At 70.4% G+C, this 21,361-nt stretch carries 19 protein-coding genes; 5 read left to right on the forward strand and 14 right to left on the reverse strand.

The annotated features are described in order from the left end of the window. The first annotated feature begins 65 nt into the window (after positions 1 to 65). Entirely contained in the window at positions 66 to 1,991 is a 1,926-nt protein-coding gene (locus ACI7BZ_RS07870) for a sigma-54-dependent Fis family transcriptional regulator (protein ID WP_414116599.1), read from the forward strand. A 70-nt stretch (positions 1,992 to 2,061) separates the two neighbouring features. Here ACI7BZ_RS07870 and ACI7BZ_RS07875 read toward each other — a convergent pair whose 3' ends face one another. The 5 genes from ACI7BZ_RS07875 to ACI7BZ_RS07895 all read right to left on the reverse strand — a co-directional run bounded on the left by ACI7BZ_RS07875 (position 2,062) and on the right by ACI7BZ_RS07895 (position 6,911). Continuing rightward, positions 2,062 to 3,195: a hypothetical protein gene (locus tag ACI7BZ_RS07875; protein ID WP_414116600.1), complete on the reverse strand. Its 1,134-nt coding sequence runs from the start codon at positions 3,193 to 3,195 to the stop codon at positions 2,062 to 2,064. A 96-nt stretch (positions 3,196 to 3,291) separates the two neighbouring features. Then, positions 3,292 to 3,825 (reverse strand): winged helix DNA-binding protein, encoded by a 534-nt coding sequence (locus ACI7BZ_RS07880; RefSeq protein WP_414116601.1) that lies wholly within the window; start codon positions 3,823 to 3,825, stop codon positions 3,292 to 3,294. A gap of 3 nt (positions 3,826 to 3,828) precedes the next feature. Further along, positions 3,829 to 5,133: a TRAP transporter large permease gene (locus ACI7BZ_RS07885; RefSeq protein ID WP_414116602.1), complete on the reverse strand. Its 1,305-nt coding sequence runs from the start codon at positions 5,131 to 5,133 to the stop codon at positions 3,829 to 3,831. A gap of 3 nt (positions 5,134 to 5,136) precedes the next feature. Continuing rightward, positions 5,137 to 5,694, reverse strand: a complete 558-nt coding sequence (locus ACI7BZ_RS07890; protein WP_414116603.1) for a TRAP transporter small permease — start codon at positions 5,692 to 5,694, stop codon at positions 5,137 to 5,139. A gap of 224 nt (positions 5,695 to 5,918) precedes the next feature. Further along, the gene (locus ACI7BZ_RS07895; protein ID WP_414116604.1) at positions 5,919 to 6,911 is read right to left on the reverse strand and encodes a TRAP transporter substrate-binding protein; all 993 of its coding nucleotides are present in this window, start codon (positions 6,909 to 6,911) and stop codon (positions 5,919 to 5,921) included. 274 nt (positions 6,912 to 7,185) lie between these two features. Between ACI7BZ_RS07895 and ACI7BZ_RS07900 the strand changes: the two genes are divergently transcribed. Continuing rightward, positions 7,186 to 10,851 carry a hydantoinase B/oxoprolinase family protein gene (locus ACI7BZ_RS07900; RefSeq protein ID WP_414116605.1) on the forward strand — a complete coding sequence of 1,222 codons (3,666 nt, stop codon included), beginning with the start codon at positions 7,186 to 7,188 and terminating at the stop codon, positions 10,849 to 10,851. A gap of 81 nt (positions 10,852 to 10,932) precedes the next feature. On the opposite strand, the gene ACI7BZ_RS07905 is transcribed toward ACI7BZ_RS07900, so the two are convergent. The 3 genes from ACI7BZ_RS07905 to ACI7BZ_RS07915 all read right to left on the reverse strand — a co-directional run bounded on the left by ACI7BZ_RS07905 (position 10,933) and on the right by ACI7BZ_RS07915 (position 12,718). Beyond that, a complete protein-coding gene (locus ACI7BZ_RS07905; RefSeq protein ID WP_414116606.1) occupies positions 10,933 to 11,301 on the reverse strand; it encodes a hypothetical protein in 369 nt (122 codons plus the stop codon). 157 nt (positions 11,302 to 11,458) lie between these two features. Continuing rightward, complete coding sequence (locus ACI7BZ_RS07910) at positions 11,459 to 12,295, reverse strand: sterol desaturase family protein (RefSeq protein ID WP_414116608.1); 837 nt, start codon at positions 12,293 to 12,295, stop codon at positions 11,459 to 11,461. A 114-nt stretch (positions 12,296 to 12,409) separates the two neighbouring features. Continuing rightward, a complete protein-coding gene (locus tag ACI7BZ_RS07915) occupies positions 12,410 to 12,718 on the reverse strand; it encodes a hypothetical protein (protein ID WP_414116609.1) in 309 nt (102 codons plus the stop codon). Between the two features lie 166 nt (positions 12,719 to 12,884). On the opposite strand from ACI7BZ_RS07915, the gene ACI7BZ_RS07920 reads away from it, so the two are divergent. Continuing rightward, positions 12,885 to 13,598 (forward strand): response regulator, encoded by a 714-nt coding sequence (locus ACI7BZ_RS07920; protein ID WP_414116610.1) that lies wholly within the window; start codon positions 12,885 to 12,887, stop codon positions 13,596 to 13,598. Continuing rightward, positions 13,588 to 15,000: a sensor histidine kinase gene (locus tag ACI7BZ_RS07925; protein WP_414116611.1), complete on the forward strand. Its 1,413-nt coding sequence runs from the start codon at positions 13,588 to 13,590 to the stop codon at positions 14,998 to 15,000. Before ACI7BZ_RS07920 ends, ACI7BZ_RS07925 begins: the two co-directional genes overlap by 11 nt. Here ACI7BZ_RS07925 and ACI7BZ_RS07930 read toward each other — a convergent pair. From ACI7BZ_RS07930 to ACI7BZ_RS07940, 3 genes are read right to left on the reverse strand one after another with little or no spacing between them, the layout of a single operon-like run. Further along, positions 14,982 to 15,362 (reverse strand): cupin, encoded by a 381-nt coding sequence (locus ACI7BZ_RS07930; RefSeq protein ID WP_414116612.1) that lies wholly within the window; start codon positions 15,360 to 15,362, stop codon positions 14,982 to 14,984. The genes ACI7BZ_RS07925 and ACI7BZ_RS07930 overlap by 19 nt on opposite strands. A 32-nt stretch (positions 15,363 to 15,394) precedes the next feature. Continuing rightward, on the reverse strand, positions 15,395 to 16,882 hold the full coding sequence (locus ACI7BZ_RS07935) for a 4-hydroxyphenylacetate 3-hydroxylase family protein (protein ID WP_414116613.1): 1,488 nt from the start codon (positions 16,880 to 16,882) through the stop codon (positions 15,395 to 15,397). Between the two features lie 24 nt (positions 16,883 to 16,906). Beyond that, on the reverse strand, positions 16,907 to 17,491 hold the full coding sequence (locus tag ACI7BZ_RS07940) for a flavin reductase family protein (protein WP_414116614.1): 585 nt from the start codon (positions 17,489 to 17,491) through the stop codon (positions 16,907 to 16,909). Positions 17,492 to 17,651: 160 nt separating this feature from the next. Between ACI7BZ_RS07940 and ACI7BZ_RS07945 the strand changes: the two genes are divergently transcribed. Beyond that, on the forward strand, positions 17,652 to 18,200 hold the full coding sequence (locus ACI7BZ_RS07945; RefSeq protein WP_414116615.1) for a MarR family winged helix-turn-helix transcriptional regulator: 549 nt from the start codon (positions 17,652 to 17,654) through the stop codon (positions 18,198 to 18,200). Between the two features lie 36 nt (positions 18,201 to 18,236). Here the strand turns inward: ACI7BZ_RS07945 and ACI7BZ_RS07950 are convergent, their stop codons facing one another. The 3 genes from ACI7BZ_RS07950 to ACI7BZ_RS07960 are packed head-to-tail and all read right to left on the reverse strand — an operon-like array spanning position 18,237 to position 21,346. Beyond that, a complete protein-coding gene (locus tag ACI7BZ_RS07950) occupies positions 18,237 to 18,977 on the reverse strand; it encodes an ABC transporter ATP-binding protein (RefSeq protein WP_414116616.1) in 741 nt (246 codons plus the stop codon). Then, positions 18,974 to 20,119, reverse strand: coding sequence for an ABC transporter permease (locus ACI7BZ_RS07955; RefSeq protein ID WP_414116617.1), 1,146 nt, complete (start codon positions 20,117 to 20,119; stop codon positions 18,974 to 18,976). Before ACI7BZ_RS07955 ends, ACI7BZ_RS07950 begins: the two co-directional genes overlap by 4 nt. 36 nt (positions 20,120 to 20,155) lie before the next feature. Next, complete coding sequence (locus ACI7BZ_RS07960) at positions 20,156 to 21,346, reverse strand: efflux RND transporter periplasmic adaptor subunit (protein ID WP_414116618.1); 1,191 nt, start codon at positions 21,344 to 21,346, stop codon at positions 20,156 to 20,158. Between the last annotated feature and the right edge of the window lie 15 nt (positions 21,347 to 21,361).

Here is a 21,361-nt window from a genome sequence, read left to right on the forward strand (position 1 = left end):
GAGCGGCGACACCTGTCGCAAAATGCGACAGGTGCGTCGGGGAGCAAGCGAAACCGAGGTTGGAAATGCCGCCTGCCGTCCCGTTGGGCCTCTCGCCGGAAGCGGTTCTCGCCGCCCGGCGCCGCTTCTTTGCCGGCGCTCCGGTGGCCGATGGCGCGCTGGCCGCGCCCATTCTGCGCTCCTGGACACGCTGCGCCGAGCGTGGCCTGCCGGTGGGGCTGTCGCACGCCGAACCCCTCAGCCAGGGCGAGTTCCGCGCCCGGCGGGAGCGGCACGAAGCCCTGCGCCGCCGCTGCCGCCCGGAGCTGGAGGCCCTGCACGCCAGCGCCAGCGCCGCCGACAGCATCGTCATCCTCACCGATCCCTCCGGGCTGGTGCTGGACACCGTGGGCAGCGCCGACTTCGCCCACCGCGCCGCCCGCGTCGCCCTGCGCCCGGGCGTCAGCTGGAGCGAGGCGGAAACCGGCACCAACGCCATCGGCACCGCGCTGGTGGAGCGCCGCGCCATCGAGGTGCGCGGGGCGGAGCATTATGCCGAGCCCCACAGCATCCTCAGCTGCGCGGCCGCGCCCATTCTGGACCCCTTCGGCGATCTCGTGGGGCTCCTGGACCTTTCCGGCCCCGCCGGCGTGCCGCACCTGCACGCGCTGGCGCTGGTCAAGCTCGCCGTGGACCAGGTGGAGCATCGCCTGTTCGAGGGCGCCTTTCCCGGCCTCAATTTGGTGCGCTTCCATGCCGATCCGAGCTTCCTCGGCACCTTGCGCGAAGGCATCCTGGTGTTCGAGGAGCATCGCCTGATCGCCGCCAACCGGTCCGGCCTCGCCTTGCTGGGCCTCGGCTGGGACGGGCTCGGGGCGCACCGGTTCGGCGACCTGTTCGAGGGCAGCCTCGGCCGGCCCGGGGACGAGCGGCGCGCCCGCACCGCTCGGGGCGTGGTGACCCTTCGCCTCGAACGGCAGAGCGTGCCGGCCGCGGCCCGGGGCGCCGTGCCGCGGGTTGCCGAGGCAGAGGCGCCGCCCGGACCGAGCTTCGATCCGCGGGCCGAGCAGGACCTCGGCCGCGCCGTCCGCCTGCTGGAAGCCGGCGTTCCGGTGCTGATCCAGGGCGAGACCGGCACCGGCAAGGAGGTATTCGCGCGCCAGATGCACCGGCGCGGCAGCCGTGCGGGGCGACCGTTCGCGGCCGTGAACTGCGCGGCGCTGCCCGAGGGGCTCATCGAGTCCGAGCTGTTCGGCTACGAGGAGGGCGCCTTCACCGGCGCCCGGCGCGCCGGCTTCAAGGGCCTGTTCCGGGAGGCCGACGGGGGCGTGCTGTTCCTCGACGAGATCGGCGACATGCCGCTGTCGCTGCAGAGCCGGCTGCTGCGCGTGCTGCAGGAGCGCGAGGTGACGCCCCTGGGCGGGGGCAAAGCGGTGAAGGTGGACTTCGCCTTGGTCTGCGCCTCCCACCGCGACCTCAAGCAGCTGGTGGAGGCGGGCGCCTTCCGGGCCGATCTGTATTTCCGCATCGCCCAATACACCGTGACCCTGCCCGCCCTGCGCACCCTCGCCGATCGCGAAGGCCTGGTGGCGCGCATCTGGGCCGACCTTTGCGCCCAGCATGGCCCGGCCACGGGGGAGGAGGCCCCGTTCCTGTCCGGCCAGTGCCTCGCGGCGCTGGCGGGACACGACTGGCCGGGCAATTTCCGGCAGCTGGCGGGCACCCTGCGGGTGCTGCGTGCCCTTGCGGAGCCGGGCGAGGAGGTGGGCCTGGAGGCGCTGCCGGAAGATGTGCGCGCGCCGTCGCCGCCTGCCGCCTCCGTCGCACCGGCACCGGCGGGCCTGCCCGCCCGGCCGGGACCCGGCGGCGACCTCGATGCGGTGACGCGGGCCGCCATCCGGGCGGCGCTGGACGCCAGCGGGGGAAATGTTTCACAGGCCGCACGGCGCCTCGGCATCCACCGCAGCACCCTGCATCGCCACCTTGCCACCGAAGGCCACGGCCGCAGCTGAGCCGGCCTTTGCTTCCGCCGGTCCGCCCGTCCGTGCGAGGGGAGGTCCTGCCCGCAAAGGCGGGCAGGCGTCAGCGCGCGGCCTCCGCCGCCGCCATCACCTCGGCGATGGCCGGCAGCACCGCCTGGCGCATGGGCCGGCCGTAGAACAAGGAGAAATGCCCGCCGCCCGGCAGCACGAGGCGGCGCCGCAAATGGTCCGGCACGTTCGGACATACCGCATGGGCCGCCTCGGTCTGGGTGAGCGCGGCGATGTCATCGGCCTCTCCCTCCACCGTGAGCAGCGCCGTCGAAGACAAGGCGGCGCCTTGCACCGGGTGGCCCGCCAGTTCCAGCCGGTCGCGCGCCAGCGCGTTCTCGCGGAAGACGGTGCGCACGTTCTCCAGGAAGAACTCGGCCGTCACGTCCATCATGCTCCAGCACAGGCGCGCAAGGGGAAAGCGCAGCGGGTCGTCGCCGTCGTCGAAGGCGAGGCGGAACGGCAGGTCGCCGCCGGAAAGGCCCTGCCGCCAGAGGTAGAGGCCGAAGGCATCCATCTGCCGCCACGCTGGGAACACCCGCCGCCCGGCACCGGGGAAGGCCGTGGAGACGGTTTCGATCACCTGCCGCTCCAGCGCATCGAGCGAGCGTTCCTGCAGCACCCGCCACAGGCGGGTGGGGTTGCGCGAGGGGTCGATGGGCCCGCCCATGAGGGTGAGGCTGAGCGGGGCGGCGCCCGCGTCCGCCAGCAGGCAGGCGGCGGCGAGCGCCGGCAGCGCGCCCTGGCACACGCCGACCATGTGCACCCCGGCGCCCTCCCCGCCGGGGGAGCCGGCAAGGGCACGGGCCATCTGCGCCGTTTCCATGCAGTTCTCGGCGAAGCCGAACCGTCCGGCGGAGAGCGGCACGTAGCGCGCATTGGGCCATTCGGTGATGGCCACCTCGTCGGCATGGTCGAGGAGGGCCACCACGAGGTCGCGCATGAGGAAGGGGAAGCCACCGGCGAGGGGCGCCACCACAAGAATCCGCCGGCGCGGCGCCGGGCCGAGGCGGAAGCTGTGCATGCGGCCGAACGGCAGGAGCGCGCCGATGGCCTCGCGGATTTCGACCCCGCTTTCACCCACGCGACGGCCGGCGAGGCCGAAGGAGCGGAACGCCTCCCCGTCGAGACCCCCGTCTTCGGCAGGCGGCCCGGAACGCAGGGAACACAGGTCGTCGAGCCACATGATGCAAGGTCCGTCAGGGCGACCGGCCGCAGCAGGCATCATAGCGAAAAGCCCCGCGCGCACCATGGCCCGCGATGCGGTGCCGCGGCGCCAGGATCAGAGCGAGGCGGCGGCGCGCGCGGCCTGGTCGTAATGGCCCGAGAGGGTGCGCATCAGGGCGGCGATCTCGGAGAGTTTCTCCGGGGCGATGCCGGTGGCCGCCACCGCATTGGCCAGCAGCGCCTCGCGCACCTCCCGGTAGCGGGCGCAGGCGGCCCGGCCGGTCTCGCTCGCCGCCAGCGTCTTCTCCTTGCCGCGCCGCCCGGCGGTGACCAGCCCGAGGGACTGGAGCTTCTTGGCGGCATAGGTGACGAGGTGGGTGTCCTCCACGTCGAGCACCAGGCACAAATCGGCGATGGTCTTCGGCCGGTCGCGGTGCACCACATGGTGCAGGATCAGCACGTCCAGCGCGGAGAGGTCGGGGACCCCCGCCGCGGCCATGCACCGCACCATCCAGCGGCCATAGGCATGGGTGAGCATGTTGAGCCCGAACTCGAACTCGGACAGCGCCGGCAGCGCCCCGTCGGCGAGGTGGGCGGAGGAGACGATGGAGGGGCCGGAGCGGCCCGCCGTCTTCGGCGCATCGCTCATGGTTCACCCTCCGAACATGGTGGACGGCAGCCACAGGGCGATGCCGGGGAAGGCCACCAGCAGGGCCACCGCCAGCGCCATCAAGAGGAACAGCGGCAGCGCATAAAGGCCGATCTGGAAGATGTTGCGCCCCGTCATGCCCTGCAGCACGAACAGGTTGAAGCCCACCGGCGGGGTGATCTGCGCCATCTCCACCACCAGCACCACATAGATGCCGAACCAGATCAGGTCGAAGCCGGCCTTCTCCACCAGCGGCATGATGATGGAGGTGGTGAGCACCACCATGGAGATGCCGTCGAGGAAGCAGCCGAGCACAACGTAGAACAGCGTCAGCGCGGCCAGCAGCTGCCAGTGGCTGAGGCCGAGGTCGGTGATGAAGCCGGCGAGCGCCCGCGGGATGCCGGTGAAGCCCATGGCCGAGGTGAGGAAGGCGGCCCCGGCGAGGATGAAGGCGATCATGCAGGAGGTGCGCGTCGCCCCCAGCAGCGCGTCGAGGAAGCTCGCCCTGGAGAGCGTGCCCATGAAGAAGGACAGGGCGAGCGCCAGGAACACGCCCACCACCGCCGCCTCGGTGGCCGAGGCGAGCCCGCCGTAGATGGAGCCGATGACGCCGGCGATGAGCAGCACCACCGGCAGAAGCCGCCGCGTGGCGGCGATGCGGTTGCGCAAGGAGATGGGCGGGTCGGCGGGCGGCATCCGCTTGGGGTTGAGCAGGGCCCACAGCGCCACATAGCCCATGAACAGGCCCGCCAGCATGGCGCCGGGGATGATGCCGGCGATGAACAGCCGGGCGATGGACTGGTCGGTGGCCGCCCCGTACACGATCATGATGATGGACGGCGGGATCAGCAGCCCGAGGGTGCCGGAGCCGGCCAGCGTGCCGATGGCCATGCGCTCGTCATAGCCGCGCTTCATCAGCTCGGGCAAGGCGATGCGGCCGATGGTGGCGCAGGTCGCCGCCGAGGAGCCGGACACCGCCGCGAAGATGCCGCAGCCCACCACGTTCACGTGCAGCAGGCGCCCCGGCAGGCGGCTGAGCCAGGGGGCGAGGCCCTCGAAAAGGTCTTCCGAAAGGCGGGTTCGGTAGAGGATCTCGCCCATCCAGATGAACATGGGCAGCGCGGTGAGGTCCCACGAGATGGAGGCGCTCCAGATGGAGGTGCCGAACACCCCCACCGGCCCGGCGGTGGATTTCACCACGATGGCCACGAAGCCGATCATGGCCAGTGCGGCGCCGATCCATACCCCCGTGGCCAGGATGACGAACAGCAGGACGAGGAGGACGATGGAGAGGGTCACGAGGTCCACGGGTCAGCCCTCCTTGCCGAGGCTGATGGCGTCTTCCGCCGCGCTGTAGCTGGGGCGCCCGCGGCGGAGCACCGTGAAGAACTCGTCGCAGATGGCGATGCACAGCACCGCCATGCCCAGGGTCATCACGCTCTGCGGCAGGGCCAGCGGTACCGGCACGAGGCCGTAGGACACTTCGCTGAAGCGGATGGATTCCAGGGTCAGCGCCAGAAGGCTGTAGGTCGCGAAGGCGGTGAGGGCGATCCCCAGCCCGTGGGCGACCAGTTCCAGCGCGCGCCTAAAGGCGGGAGGCGTCGCCTGCAGGAGCATGGTGATGCGGATATGGGCGCCGGCCTTCAGCGTGCCGGCCAAGGCCAGCAGGCTCGATGCGGCGAGCAGGTAGCCGCAGATTTCCGGCAGGCCCTCGACGATGAAGCCGGAGAGGGGCAGGCCGAACAGGCGCACGATGATGTCGTAGAGCCGGCCGGTGACCTGCGCGCCCACCAGCAGGGCGATGGTCACGAGGCAGGCGGCCGCAACGCCGAGGGCGAGGGCGTAGAGGCGGTCGAGCAGAAGGCGCATGGGAGGCTCCGGCAGAGGGGGGCAACCGCCGGCGGTGGGCAACGGCCGGGGGCCGAGCCGGTGCGCGGCGCGGGGCGGGCGTCTCGGTGGCGAGCGCCGCACCCGGCTCTAAATTATTGATAGAGAACGTTTTACCGCTCAGCTTGCGATGCAGGCTGAACGGAACGTGCTCTTGGCGCCGCCACCCGGCGCGTCGCAGCGCCCCGGTGGCGGCGCGTCGCGGCCTATTTGCGATAGGCCTCCAGGAGAGCCTTGCCGTCCGGGCCGGCCTTGGCCACCCATTCCTCGGTGATGCGGGCGCCCACCTGCTCGAAGCCCTTCTTCAGCTCCGGGGTGGGGGCGACGACGGTCATCTTGTTGTCGGCCAGGGCCTTGGTCGCCGAAACGGTGATGTCGGCGGAGGCGGCCCAGCCGCGGGCCTCGGCGGCCTTGGCGGCCTCCAGGAGGGCCTTCTTCTCGTCGGCGGAGAGGGCGTCGAAGGCGGCCTTGTTCACGATCACCACGTTGCGCGGCAGCCAGGCCTGGGTGTCGTGATAGACGGTCACGAAATCCCACATCTTGCTGTCCACGCCGGTGGCCGGCGAGGTGATGGTGGCTTCCACGCGGCCGGTGGAGAAGGCGGTGGCGAGGTCGGCCTGCTCCACCTGGGTGGGAATGGCGCCCACTTCCTTGGCGATGGCCTGGGTGGCGGGATTGTAGGTGCGGAACTTCAGGCCCTTGAGCTCCTCCATGCTCTTGATCTCCTTGCGCGCGAAGATGCCCTGCGGCGGCCACGGCACGGAATAGAGCAGGACGAGCCCCTCATCGGCGAGCTTCTTCTCCAGGAACGGCTTCTGCGCCGCATAGAGCTTCTTGGCGGCGTCGTAGCCGGTGGCGAGGAAGGGGATGGAATCGACGCCGAAGATCGGGCTCTCATTGGCGTGCAGCGAGATGAGGATCTCGCCGATCTGCGCCGTGCCGCGGCGCACCGCCGCCTTGATCTCGGGATGCTTCACCAGCGAGCCGTTGGAATGCAGCTCGATCTTCAGCTTGCCGCTGGTGGCCTTGTCCACGTCGGCGATGAAGGCGATGTCGTTCTTGGTGTGGAAGTTGCCGTCCGGATAGGGGGTCGGCATGGTCCAGGTGGTCTGGGCGGCGGCGGCGCCGGCAAAGGCCACGAAGAGCGTGGCGGCGAGAATGGCGGCGGCGGCGGAACGTCCGCCCTTGAAAGTGCGCATGTGTCCCTCGTCTCTGGCTGCGGCGCCCTTCCGGCCAGCCGGACGGCCAGCCTGAACGCTCGATGGATTGGATGCTACGCGATGCTAGGATTTCGTCAACGAATTGTTGACGTTTTATGCGCGTCGTGACTTCATTCCGGTGCGGACGCATCCGCCGCCGTTCCCGATCCCATGGACGGCATGGCGCGGGTGGTCGCAGCATTGATCCCAGCACGAAACGGGCCAGAGGGCGAGACGCGCGGCAGCGCGGTCTTTCATTTGCGGGAGAGCTTCCATGACGGTCGAGCCGGGCCAGGTGGCCGGACAGCAGCAGCAGGCGGGCGCGGCCGCCTGGGAGTTCTGGATCGACCGGGGCGGCACCTTCACCGATATCGTCGGCCGCAGGCCCGACGGCAGCCTGGTGGCCCACAAGGTGCTCTCGGAAAATCCCGAGGCCTATCGCGATGCCGCGGTGCACGGCATCCGCGAATTGCTCGGCCTCGCCCCCGGCGCCGCCATCCCGCCCGGGCTGGTTTCTGCCGTGAAGATGGGCACCACGGTGGCCACCAATGCCCTTCTGGAGCGCAAGGGCGACCGCACCCTGCTCGTCACCACCCGGGGTTTCCGCGACGCCCTGCGCATCGGCTACCAGGCGCGGCCGAAGATCTTCGCCAAGAAGATCGTGCTGCCGGACATGCTGTTCGAGCAGGTGCTGGAAGTGGACGAGCGGGTGCGCGCCGACGGCACGGTGGAGGCGGCCCCGAACCTTGCCGCGGTGCGCGCTGAGCTGGAGGCGGCCCGGGCGGAAGGCATCGTGGCGGTCGCCATCGCCTTCATGCACGGCTATCGCCACCCCGCGCACGAGCGCCAGGTTGCGGCGCTGGCGCGGCAGGTCGGATTTGCGCAAGTCTCCGTATCCCATGAGGTTTCTCCCCTCATCAAGCTGGTGGGGCGGGGCGATACCACGGTGGCCGACGCCTACCTTTCCCCCATCCTGCGCCGCTATGTGCGGCAGGTGGCGGAGGAAGTATCCGGCGGGGACCCGGCGCGCGCGGACGCCATCCGCCTCATGTTCATGATGTCGTCCGGCGGCCTCACTGCCGCCGACCTGTTCCAGGGCAAGGACGCGCTGCTCTCGGGCCCGGCCGGCGGCGTGGTCGGGGCGGCGCAAACCGGTGCCCTGGCAGGATTTTCCCGCATCATCGGCTTCGACATGGGCGGCACCTCCACGGACGTGTGCCATTATGACGGGGAACTGGAGACCGCCTTCGACACCGAGGTGGCGGGCGTGCGCATCCGTGCGCCCATGATGCGCATCCACACAGTGGCGGCGGGCGGCGGCTCCATCCTGCATTTCGACGGGGCGCGCTTCCGCGTGGGGCCCGATTCGGCCGGCGCCAATCCCGGCCCCGCCTGCTACCGCAGGGGCGGGCCGCTGGCGGTGACCGATGCCAACGTCATGCTGGGCAAGCTCATTCCCGATTTCTTTCCGAAGATCTTCGGTCCGGCCCAGGACCAGCCCCTGGACAGCGACGTGGTGCGGGAAAAATTCGCCGCCCTCGCAGAAGATGTAGGCCAGGGGCGGACCCCGGAGCAGGTGGCGGATGGATTCGTCACCATCGCGGTGGAGAACATGGCCAATGCCATCAAGAGGATTTCGGTGGAGCGCGGCTATGATGTCACCCGCTATGCCCTGAACTGCTTCGGTGGTGCGGGCGGACAACATGCCTGTCTGGTCGCCGATGCGCTGGGCATGACCAAAGTTCTGGTGCATCCCTTCTCCGGCCTGCTCTCGGCCTATGGCATGGGCCTCGCCAGCGTGCGGGCCCAGAGGACCCGGGCCGTGGGCGCCGAGCTGACCCCGGATCTCCTGTCCAGCCTGTTGGAAATAAAGGACGATCTTTCTGCGGAAACCGGCGCCGAGCTGGCCGGGCAGGGCATTGCGGCCGGGGCCGCCACCACCGAGGCCAGGGCGCACCTGCGCTATGCCGGCACCGACACGGCGCTGCCGGTGATGCTGGACGCTCTTGCGGCCATGGTGGCGGAATTCGAGGCCCGGCACCGGGCCCAGTTCGGCTTTGTCTCGCCGGAAAAAACCATTGTCGTGGAAGCGCTTGAGGTGATGTCTGCCGGGGGCGGCACCGGCATAGCCGAACCCGACCTCCCGCTGCGGGAGGGGGCGCCGCAGGAGACCCGCCGCACCCGCTTCTTCGCCCGCGGGGAATGGCACGACGCGCCCGTGGTGGTTCGCGAAAACCTCAATCCGGGCATGAGCTTGTCCGGTCCCGCCATCATCATCGAGCCCAACCAGACGGTGGTGGTGGAAAAGGGCTGGCGGGCGGATGTGTCGGCGAAGGGCCATCTGGTTCTCGTCCGCACCGAAAAACTGCAACGTTCAGAAGCTGTTGGCACTCACGCCGACCCGGTGATGCTGGAGGTGTTCAACAACCTCTTCATGTCCATTGCCGAGCAGATGGGGGTGACGCTCCAGAACACCGCCTATTCTGTCAACATCAAGGAAAGACTGGACTTTTCCTGCGCCGTCTTCTCCGCGGAAGGCGACCTCGTGGCCAATGCGCCGCACATGCCGGTGCATCTGGGCTCCATGGACAAATCGGTGGAGACGGTGATCCGGGAGAATGGCGGGGCCATCCGCCCCGGCGACGTCTTCGCCCTCAACGCGCCGTACAACGGCGGCACCCATCTGCCCGATATCACTGTGGTGACACCGGTTTTTGACGATGCCGGCGCCGAGCTGCTGTTCTGGGTGGCCTCCCGCGGGCACCATGCGGACGTGGGCGGCGTCGCCCCCGGCTCCATGAGCCCGCTCGCCACCCATATCGAGGAGGAGGGCGTCTATATCGACAACTTCAAGCTTGTCGATCAAGGTTCGTTTCAGGAAGCCGGCCTCCTCGCCCTCCTCACCACGGCCCGCTATCCCGCCCGCAACCCGGTGCAGAACATCGCGGATCTCAAGGCGCAGATCGCCGCCAACGAGAAGGGCGTCCGCGAACTCCTCAAGATGATCGACACCTTCGGCCTCGACGTGGTGAAGGCCTACATGGGCCATGTGCAGGACAATGCCGCCGAGAGCGTGCGCCGGGTGCTCGACCGGCTGGAGGATTGCCACTTCACCTATGAGATGGACCAGGGCACGGTCATCAAGGTGAAGATCTCGGTGGACAAGCAGAAGCGGGAGGCGACGGTGGACTTCACCGGCACCTCCGCCCAGCAGGACACCAATTTCAACGCCCCCGCCCCGGTCACCCGCGCCGCGGTGCTCTATGTGTTCCGCGTTATGGTGGAGGACGAGATCCCCATGAATGCCGGCTGCCTGCGGCCCATCCGCATCGTGGTGCCGGAGGGGTCCATGCTGGCGCCGGTCTATCCGGCGGCGGTGGTGGCGGGCAATGTGGAGACCTCGCAGGCGGTCACCAACTGCCTGTTCGGGGCGCTCGGCGCCATGGCGGCCTCGCAGGGCACCATGAACAACCTCACCTTCGGCAACGACACCTACCAATATTACGAGACCATCTGCTCCGGCTCCCCCGCCGGCCCCGGCTTCGACGGCACCGATGCGGTGCATGTGCACATGACCAATTCCCGGCTCACCGACCCGGAGGTGCTGGAGACGCGCTTCCCGGTGCTGCTGGAGGATTTCCATGTGCGCGCCGGTTCCGGCGGGCGGGGGCGGTGGAAGGCGGGGGATGGCACCTACCGGCGCATCCGCTTCCTGGAGGCCATGGAATGCGCGCTGCTCTCCTCCCACCGGCGGGTGCATCCCTTCGCGGTGGACGGCGGCGAGCCGGGCGCCCTCGGGGAAGGCTTCGTGCGCCGGCTGGACGGCTCCACCGAGCTGCTCCAGGGCTGCGATCAGAAGCGGCTGGAGGCGGGGGAGGCGGTCATCATCGTCACCCCCACCGGCGGCGGCTATGGCGATCCGAAGGCGCGGGGGCAATAGCCCCGGCGGCCGGCCGCGGCCGCAAACGCAAAAGGCGCCCCCTTGGGGGCGCCCCTGCTGCAGTGCGGAAGCGGCGAAGGCTCAGTAGGCGAGGGCGCCCACCTTCTCCACCTCGATGCGGTCGTTCACGCGGCTGATGCGCAGGCTGGCGCCCTCGCGGCCCACCGGGCCGGGCAGGGAAACCACCTGCTCCTGGCCGGGCTGGAGCACGGCGGAAACGCGCACCACGGCCGGCGCGGCGCCGGGGGCGGCGGCGGCGTCCAGAGTGGTGAACACCTGGTAGCCCTTGGAATCCTTCACCCAATAGGTGACGGCGGAGGCCTTGCCGCCGAGATAGGTAACGATGGCCTGGCGCTCTGCCGGCAGCACGTCGCCGGCCAGAACCGGGATGGCCACATTGGCGGCGGACGCGAGAACGGCGACGACGCCGGCGGTCTTGAGGATGTTCATGATGTCATTCTCACCGCGCACGCGTGCGGCCGACGGCCCAGGTTTCGGTGCGCTTCATCTGAAGCCACCATAGCGGCGATGCTGCATTGCAGCACGCGCATTTTCCACAATTCAGAAATGCATTCCATTCATGGCTTGCTGCATCAAGATACCGTTTTCAGGCCGGCGGCCCGAACAGGGCGCGCAGCTTGCCGCCCAGGCCGCGGGCATGGCGGGCATCGCGCAGCATCTGCCCCCAGGTGCCGAACACGATGGCGAGGGGGTTGCGGCTCGCCGTCGCCCCGCCGATGCCGAAAATGAGGGGCTCATGCTGCGGGGCCTGCGCGAAGGTGCCGAACAGCCGGTCGAACACGATGAGCACGCCGCCGAAATTGCGGTCGATGACGCTGGCGTTGGCGGCGTGGTGCACCTGGTGGTGCCGCGGCGTGTTCAGCACCCATTCCAGCGGGCCGAGGCCGGGCGGGCGGGCCAGGTGCAGGAAGAACTGGTAGACCAGCCCTGCCCCGAGCATGCCGAACACCGCCAGCGGCGGGAAGCCCGCGACCACCAGCGGCAGATAGAACAGCACGCCGCCGGAGAGGTGCCCGCCCCAGCCGAGCCGCACCGCCGCCGACAGGTTGAGCCGCGTCGCCGAATGGTGCACCGCATGGGTGGCCCACAGCCAGCGCACCTTGTGCATGACCACATGGTGCACGTAATAGCAGAAGTCCACCGCGAGAAAGAGCGCCACCCAGGGCAGAACCCCCTGCATGGGAATGTCGAACAGCCGGTGCTGGAAGATGAACAGCACGGGAATGGCGGCAATGCTCGCGGTGACGGCGCCGATCAGCTTGTTGCCCACCGCCACCACCAGGGAGGCGGCGGTTTCGCCGGCGTCGTGGCTGTCCACATGGTTGATGCGGTGGAAAAGATATTCCGCCGCCATCAGGATCAGCGCCAGGGCGGCAAATCCGGCGCCCTGGAATGGCGCGCCGCCGGCAAGGATGCTGGCCATGGTCTCGCCTCCATCGGGCGCGCCTGTTTCCGCGCGGGGTGGGAAAATTACGATGCCGGACCGCGACATAGGGGCGGCTCGCCGCGGTCCGGCATCCCCTGAGCCGGTGCTGGCTCAGTAGCGGCTGACGCTGCCGGACCGGCTCACGCTGTTGCCATAGGGTCCGGTGGTGGTGCGCGAATAGCTGTAGCTGCCAGGGGCGGTCTGGGTCACGCTGCCGGAGCGCGAGACGCTGCCGCCATAGGCGCCGGTGGCAACGGCGCTGCGGCTGCAGGTGCCGCCGGCGCAGCCGCCGGCCGCGGCGCTGCTGTAGGTGCCGCGCGGCGTGGTGGTGGAACTGGTGCGGGTCCAGGCCGCGGCTTGCGCCACCATGGCGAGGGAGACGAGGCCGGAGAGGGAGAATACGAGGAACGAGCGGTTCATGTCTGCCTCCGATCGCGGGCCGGCGTCGCCAGCCCCGTTTGCGATGGAACCACTTTCGCTTGCACCCTTTGCAGGCCGGTTGCGCGCTGGTGAGGCGGTGTAACGTTTTGTAACCGCGCGGCGCCGCGCCATTGAAGGGCGGCGCGCGCTCCGCAACACTCGGACCATGGCCCAGCGCACCCTTCTTCTCGTCGAGGACGATCGCGAAATCCGCTCCCTGCTTGCCGACTTCCTGGCGCGGGAGGGCTATGGCGTGCTCGCCGCCGAGGATGGGGTGGCCATGGACCGCCTGCTCGCCACCGCGCGCCCCGACCTGGTGGTGCTCGACCTGATGCTGCCGGGGGAGGATGGCCTGTCCATCTGCCGTCGGCTGCGGGCGCGGGGCGGCCTGCCCATCCTCATGCTCACCGCCAAGGGGGACGATGTGGACCGCATCGTCGGCCTTGAGATGGGCGCCGACGATTACCTGCCCAAGCCGTTCAACCCGCGTGAGCTTCTGGCGCGCATCCGCGCCGTGCTGCGGCGCTCGGAGGCCACGGTTGCCACGCACCCTGCGGTGCGCCGGGTGGCCTTCCCCGGCTTCGTGGCCGATCTCGATGCGCGCAGCGTCGCCCTCGCCGACGGGCCGGCCATCGAGCTGACCTCGGCCGAGTTCGACCTTCTGGCCTGCTTCCTGGAGCGGCCGAAGCGGGTGCTCTCCCGCGACCAGCTCCTCGACTGGACCCGCGGCCGCAGCGCCGACCCCTTCGACCGAACCATCGACGTGTCCGTGAGCCGCCTGCGCCGCAAGCTGGTGGCGGCCTATCCCGAGGCCGCCGCCTTCATCAAGACCGTGCGCAACGGCGGCTATCTGTTCGCCGCCGACGTGCATGGCCTCTGACGGCCGGCCGGTGCGCCGCTTCGGCATCGCCGCGCGCATCGCGCTCATCGTCGTCGCCGCTTTGGTGGCGGTGCAGGTGCTGATGCTCGCCGCCTACCTCACCGAGCGCCCGCGGGAGGCGCCGCTGGGCGCCTTCGTGCCGTTGATGCAGCGGGTGGCGGCCCTGGCCCAGCTGATGCAGCAGGTGGGGCCGCAGGAGCGCGCCCTCGCCCTGCGCGCCAGCACCCATTCCGGCTTCTCGCCGAGCGTGGTGGCCGAGCGCCCGGCGGTGCGGACGCAGGCTTTGCTCGGTTTCGCCGCGCGGCGGCTGCAGGCCCTCATGGGCGGCGCGACGGACCGCTTCGTGGCGGTGGCCCTGGTGGGCGGCGAGGGCGGGCGCAGCTCGCCGGTACAGCGGCTGCGCGACCTGCCCGGGGCGCGGCTGCGGGTGGTGGTGGGGCTCGACGGCGGCGGCTATCTGGATGTCTGGGCCGGCGGGGACCTGACCGTGCGCCTGCTGGGCCTGCCGGTGGGGCTCATCGCCGGCACCCTCGGCTTCCTGGTGGCGCTGGCCGCGCTGCTCGCCGTGCGGCGCGAGACCCGCCCCCTCTCCGACCTTGCTGACGCGCTGGAGCGCTTCAGCGCGCGGCTGGAGCCGCAGGCGGTGCGCGAGCGCGGCGCCCCGGACGTGCGGCTGGTGATCCGGGCGGTGAACACCATGCAGGCCCGCATCGCCGAGCTGGTGCGCACCCGCTCCCTGGTGCTGGGCGCCATCAGCCACGATCTGCGCACCTACATCACGCGGCTGCGGCTGCGGCTGGAACTGCTGCCGCCCGACCCTCAGGTGGCCAAGGCGCAGGCGGACCTTTCCGGCATGCAGGCCATGGTGGAGGATGCCCTCGCCTTCGCCCGCGCCTCCTTCTCCCCCGCCTCCGGGGAGACGGTGGACCTCTCCGCCGTGGCCCGGGCCGAGGTGGAGACGCGCCTGGCCGAGGGGGCGCCGGTGCACCTTGCCGGCGCCGACGCGCCGCTGGTGGTGGAGGGCTCGCGCGGGGCGCTGGCGCGGGTGGCGGCCAATCTGGTGGGCAACGCCTTGGCCTACGGGCAGTGCGCCGAGGTTTCCCTTCACCTGCAGGAGGACCGGGTGGAGCTGCGGGTGGAGGATCGCGGCCCGGGCATTGCGCCCGCCGAGCGGGCCAGCGTGTTCGAGCCCTTCTACCGGGTGGAGCCCTCCCGCAACCGGGAGAGCGGCGGGGCGGGCCTCGGCCTCACCATCGTGCGGCAGATCGTGGAGGGCCACGGCGGCACCGTGGCCATCGAGGACCGGCCGGGGGGCGGGGCCCGGCTGCGGGTGTTTCTGCCGAAGGCGCAGCCGCGCCCCGCCCCGGCCGGGGCAGAGGCCCCTCAGGCCGGATCGAAATAGTGGATCTCGAACAGGATGCACCCGCCCTGCGAGCGGAACGGCCCGTGCAGCGCGCCCGGGGGCCGCACCGCATAGGTGAAGGGCTGGAAGGTCTCGCCGCCCGCGCCGGTCTCGTCATTGCCCACGGTGAGGTCGCCGGAGACGAGGAACACCTCCTCCCAATAATCGTGCACGAACGGCTTGGTGGTGAACACGCCGGGATCGAACCGCAGCAGCCGCGAGCGCGAGCCGGCGCGGTTCGCCTCGTCCAGCGCGCCGGAGAGGATCTTCTGCTGGATGCCCTGCGGGTAGCCGGGCGGCACGTCCCAGCCGGTGGACAGGTCGAGGGTGTGGAACTCGTCGTGCAGCTTGTTGATGGCCATGGGCGGGGCAGTCCTCGGGGGGTGGAAAAGGATCACTCGGCGGCGCGGGCGGCGGCCTGCGGCGCCACCTCGTCGGCCAGGCTATAGGAGGCGAGCATCCGGTCGAGCAGGTCCGCCGCGCCGCCCCAGTCGTAGGTGCGCAAGGAATGGCCCTTCACCACGAAGCCGGCGCCCGCATAGAACATCTCGTACTGGGCGTGGCGGGAGGCGAATTCCGAGCCCACCGCGTCCCAGGCGAGCTTGTAGAACTTCACCCTGTCCTCGGCGCTGGCGGCGGGGGACTGCTGGGTCTTGCCGATGAGCGCGGCGATCTCGGGATTGGCATAATCCCTGACCGAGGAGGGCAGCATGATCATGCCGCCGCCGGCCAATTCGCGCAGGGTGGAGATGAACTTGCCGTAGAGCTGCTGGGCCAGGGTCTGCGCCGCATAAAGGGTGTGCCGGTCGGGGATGAAATAGCGCCCGTGACGGCTGCCCTTGGCCTCCATGGCGGCGACGAAGGCATCCACCATGGCGGCTTCGGCGGCGAGCTGGCCCAGCGTCTCGCGCACCTGGGGAAAGCCGGTGGTGCCGTTCACCTCGGTGATGCGGCGGGCGATGGCGAGGAGGAACTTCAGCTTCACCGAGAGGCGGATCTGCGCCTGGTAGTTCTGGTACACATGGGCCGGCGTGGCGTGGAACTGCTTGGCCGTCATGGCGATGTCGCGGGCGATGAACACGCGGTCCCACGGCACCTTCACGTCGTCGAAATAGAGCACCGCGTCATTCTCGTCGAAGCGGCTCGCCAGCGGGTTGTCGAACACCGAGGGGCTCGCCGCCTCATAGGACTTGCGCGACAGGATCTTCAGCCCCTTCGCATTCATGGGAATGGCGAAGGAGAGGGCGTAGGGCTCCTCGCCGGCCTGCAGGGGCTGGATGCAGGTGACGAACACCTCGTTGGCCATGATGCCGCCGGTGGCGAGCATCTTCGCCCCGCGCACGGTGATGCCGCCGGCGTCCTCGTCCACCAAGGCGGCGGAGAGGAAGGGGTCGGCCTGCTCCGCGGCGTTCCTGGAGCGGTCGGCCTGCGGGTTGATGATGACGTAGGTGAGATAAAGATCGTTGTCGCGGGCGTAGGCGTAGTAATCGGCCAGGGCGCGGGCCCGGGCGGGATCGTAGAGCTCGAACTGTTCAAGGCCCATGTACATGCCGGAGATGCAGGAGGCCACATGGTCCGGGGCGCGGCCGAGGAAGCCGGCGTGCAGCTCGGTCCAGGCCTCCAGCCCGCGGCGGCGGGTCTTCAGCTCCTCATAGCTGGTGGGCAGCTGCCAGATGCGGTTGGCCCTTGTGCCGGTGTCGGTCTCGAAGGTCATCAGCTCGCGGTTTTCCGGCGCGCTGTGGAAGTCGAACATGCGGCCCACGGAGGCCACCGCGCGGCGATAGGCGGGATGGCTGGGGGCATCCTCCACCCGCTCCCCGTCGAGGAAGATGGCGCGGCCGTCCCTGAGGCTGGCAATGTGCTGGGCGCCGGTCTTGATCATGGCTGTGCTCCTCGGGAGGTCGGGTCAGGGCGCGGTGCGCTCGCCATGGGCGAGGGAGCGGTAGCGGCCGGCGTGGAAGATGAGGGGATCGGCGGCGGGGCGGGCGCCGTGGGCGCGCACGCGGGCCACGAAGATCTCGTGGTCGCCGCCGTCGTGGATGGCGTGGGGCACGCAGACGAGGTGCGCCGCGGCCCCGGGGATGAGCGGCGCCCCGCCGTCGCCGCGGGCGATGTCGAGGTCCGCCCATTTGGGGGAAAGCGGCCGGGCGAAGCGGGCGGAAAGCGCTTCCTGGTGGCGGGCCAGAACGGAGATGCCATAGGCCGCCGCCGCGCGCAGGACCGGCAGGGATCGCGCCGTGCGCGCCACCGAGAACAGCACCAGAGGCGGGTCCAGGGACACCGCGTTGAACGAGCTCATGGTCATGCCGACCATGGCGCCGTCCGGGCCCTGCGCGGCGACGATGGCGACGCCGGTGGCGAACTGCCCCAGGGTGCGCCGGAAGGCAGCGGGGTCGAGCCCGGCGGTGTCGGTGAGCAGATCGGGCGCCGCGTGCTGGGTCAGGTCTGGCGCCGCATCCGGCGCGGGGCTCGGGTGGGAGTGGGGGGGCATGGACGTGTCCGGGGCCAATTAGCTTTGTAACAAAGCTATTATGAAGTGTTGATGGACGTCAAGGCCAAACGAAGCCTATGAGTTAGGAACGTGAGCCCCACGAAAGAACGCCACAGCGATGCCTGCCCGAAAGCCCACCAGCCCCAGAAGGCGCCTGCCGTTGACCGCTTCCCGCGCCGCCCTCCTGGTGGAGGGGTCCGACCTGGAGTTCCGGGATCTCGTGCACGACATGCTGGCCTTCGCCGCCGCCATCCAGGAGGTGCGCAACCGCCTCGGTGCGCTCATCGGCCTGTCCGGCACCCAATATACGATCCTCACCTCCCTCGCCCGGCTGAACGCGCGCGCGCAGGAGCTGGGCGTGAACACCCTGGCGGAGCACCTGCACCTGTCCGGCGCGTTCGTGACCATCGAGGTGAACAAGCTGGTGGCCGCCGGCCTCGTCACCAAGACCACCAATCCCGACGACCGGCGCCGCGTGGTGCTGGCGGTGACCGAGGAGGCCGAGCGCCGCCTCGCCGAAATGACGCGGGTGCAGGTGCCCGCCAACGACACCCTGTTCGAGCCCCTCTCGGCCCACGAATTCAAGCTGCTGCGCACCATCGTCGCCAAGCTCGCCGGCACCGGTGAGCGCACCTTGCGCCTCATCGACTACCTGGCCCCCAACGGCACCCTCGACGAGGTGGTGCAGCGCCTGCCCCCGGCGGAGTGAGGGCGCGCGCCCGGTTCCGGCTCGCCCGCAACGGCCTCATCCACCGAGCGTCGCGCCGCCGGCCCCGCCCGGGCGCTCGGCCACCATGCGGCCGTCGCTCATTTCCACGATGCGGTCGAAGGTGGCGGACCAGCGCGGATCGTGGGTCACCACGCACACCGCCACCCGCTGCTCGTCGGCGAGGGCGCGGAAGGCGGTCATCACCTGCCGCCCGCGCGGCCCGTCCAGCGCCGCCGTGGGCTCGTCCGCCAGCAGGAGCACCGGGTCGTTGGCCAGCGCCCGGGCGATGGAGACGCGCTGCTGCTCGCCGCCGGACAGCTGGGAGGGGTAATTGTTCTCGCGGTGGTCGAGGCCGAACCGGGCCAGGAGCTCGCGCGCCTGCGCCCGCGCCGCCTTCGGCCGCACGTCGTTCACCTCCAGGGCGATCTGCACATTCTCCAGCGCGGTGAGGAAGGGGATGAGGTTCGCCTTCTGGAAGATGAAGCCCACATGGGTGCGGCGGAAGTCGCGCAGGCTGTTCAGGCGGGTCTGCGGGTCGGCGATGGGCCGGTCGCGGAAGCACACCGCCCCGGCGGATGGCGGCTCCAGCAGCCCGGCGATCATCAAAAAGGTGGTCTTGCCCGAGCCGGACGGCCCGACGATGCCGGTCAGCTCGCCGGCACGCAGGGTCAGGGTCATGTCCGCCAGCGCCGCCACCGTGCTGGCGCCGGACAAATAGAACTTGCTGGCGCCGCGCACCTCCATCACCGCCTGCCCGGGCTGGAATGGCGGGATCATGCCAGCACCTCCTGCGCCCGCACCCGCATGGCGCGGCGGATGGCGAACCAGCTGGCCAGCAGGCTGATGACCAGCAGCGCCGCGCCGATGCCGGCGAGGTCCTGAGGCAGCAGCAGCACCGCCCGCGGGAAATGGGGATAGAGGGTGAAGGAGAGGGTGAGCGCCACGCCGAAGCCCAGCGCCCCGATCCACAGCGCCTGCTGCACGATGAGGCCGATGATGACCCGGTCCCGCGCGCCGATGAGCTTGAGCAAGGCGATCTGGTTTATCTTCTCCAGGGTCAGCATGTAGATGGTGAGGGCGATGATGGAGCCCGCCACCAGCAGCGTCATGGCGGTGAAGGCGAGGATCTGCACCCGCAGGCGCCACAGGCGCCCGTCCAGCAGCATGGCGCGCTCCTCCTCCTGCGTCAGCACCTCCACGTCGCCCCAGGCGCGGATATGGGCCTGCACCTGCCGGGCATCGGCATTGGGCTTCAATTCCACCATCACCGCCGCCAGCGCGCCGCCGTCGCCGAGGCCCATGCGCGAGCGGCCCCGCGCGAGGCGGTTCAGCAGCACCGCCTCCGAGGGGAGCACCCGGTTGATGGCCTGTGCATCCGGGATGGTGACGAAGAACATCCCGTCGCCGCCCATGTCCACCTGCCCCTTGGTGAGGCCCACCACCGTGTAGTCGTCATGGCCGAGGCGGATCACATCCCCCGCCAGGAGCCCGGTGGAGGCGTCCGCCACCGCCTCGTAGCGGGTGGAGCGGAACAGCCGGCCGTCGATGAGGGGAATCCAGCTTCCGCTGTCCTCGGGATAGTCGATGCCGGTGACGGCGAGGCGCACGCTCTTGCCGTTGATCACATATTGCTGGTTGTACTGGATGAAGCGGCGGGTGGCCGCGACCCCCGGCACGCCTTCCACCCGGCGGTCGAGATTGGCCGGCACGGCGGAGGTCTCGGCGAACGGGCCGGAGCGCCCGCCCTCCACCACCCACAGGTCGGCGCCGATGTCGTTGATGATCAGCAGCGCCTCGTGGACGATGCCGCGGTAAAGGCCGATCATCCCCATGGTGGCGCCCAGCAGCAGGCCGATGCCCACCGCCGTCAGGGCGAAGCGCAGCTTGGAGAAGCGCATGTCCTTCATGGCGATGTTCATGGGGATGGCTCCGCCGCGCGCCGCATCTGCGCCGCCTCACGTGCCGCCGGGGGCCGGCGCCACCGGCTGGAACGGGTAGCGCCCGGCGGGGGCGAGCACCTGGTCGCCCGGCTTCAGCCCGCGGGTGATCTCGATCTGCGATCCGCTCACATAGCCCAGCGCCACCGGGGTCCAGGTGGCCCGGCCGCCGCGCGCCAGCCACACCCCGGGCCGGCCGTCGCGCCGGGTGAGGAGGCTTTCCGGCACGCCGATGGCGAGGGCGGGGGACTGCGCCTCCACCGCCACATTGGCGCGCTGGCCCATGGCCCAGCTCTCCGGCAGGGCGTCGAGGGTGATGTCGGCGGTGAATTCGCGCGTCTCCTGGTCCACCTGGCGCGACAGGCGCAGCACCCGCCCGGTCCACAGGCGGGTGGGATCTGAGGCGAAGCGGATGCGCGCCGGCTGGCCCGGCCGGATCGCGGCGCGGGCGGATTCGTCGAAGCGGGCGGCAACGATGATGGTGGAAAGCTCCACCACCTGCATCAGGTTGGCCCCCGGCAGCAGGAGGTCGCCGCGATTGCGCTCGCGGGAGATCACCACGCCGTCGAGGGGGGCGACGATGGTGGCCTCGGCCAGCTTGGCCTCCAGCACCTTCACATTGGCCTGGCGTGACAGGAGCTGCGCCCGCGCCCGTTCCACCGAGGCGTCGGCCCGCGCCCGGTCGGCCTCCGCCTGCTTGAAGCCGGCTTCCGCAGTGGTCAGCTCGGCGGGGGAAATCACATTGCTGCGGGCGAGGGTGCTGCGGCGCTCGAACTCGATCTTCGCCTTGTCGTAGGCGGCGGCCACGCGGGCGCGCTCGCTCTCGGCCTCGACCACGCCGCGGTCGGCGGCCACCGCCTCGGCCGCGGCCACGGCGAGCTGGTTTTCCAGATCGGCGGATTCCAGCCGGGCCAGAACCTGGCCGCGGGTCACCGCATCGTTGCGGTCGGCCTCGATGGATTTCAGGAAGCCCTGGATGCGGCTGGTCACCACCACGCGGTTGATGGCGTCCATGAGGCCCGGGCCGTTGATCTCCAGGCTCATGGGGCGGGCGCGCACCTCGTAATGGGGCACCCGCACCGGCACCACATACCAGTAGCCGATGGCGCCGCCCGCCGCGAGGGCGAGGAGCAGCACCAGCCCAAGGCGGCGCCAGCCGGCGGCGCGGTCGGTGTCGGCCACAAGGTGGGGCGGCGGCTCGTGCTTCATGCGCCGCGCCCGGAT

This window comes from Xanthobacter sp. AM11, assembly GCF_047444035.1.
Lineage (GTDB): Bacteria > Pseudomonadota > Alphaproteobacteria > Rhizobiales > Xanthobacteraceae > Xanthobacter.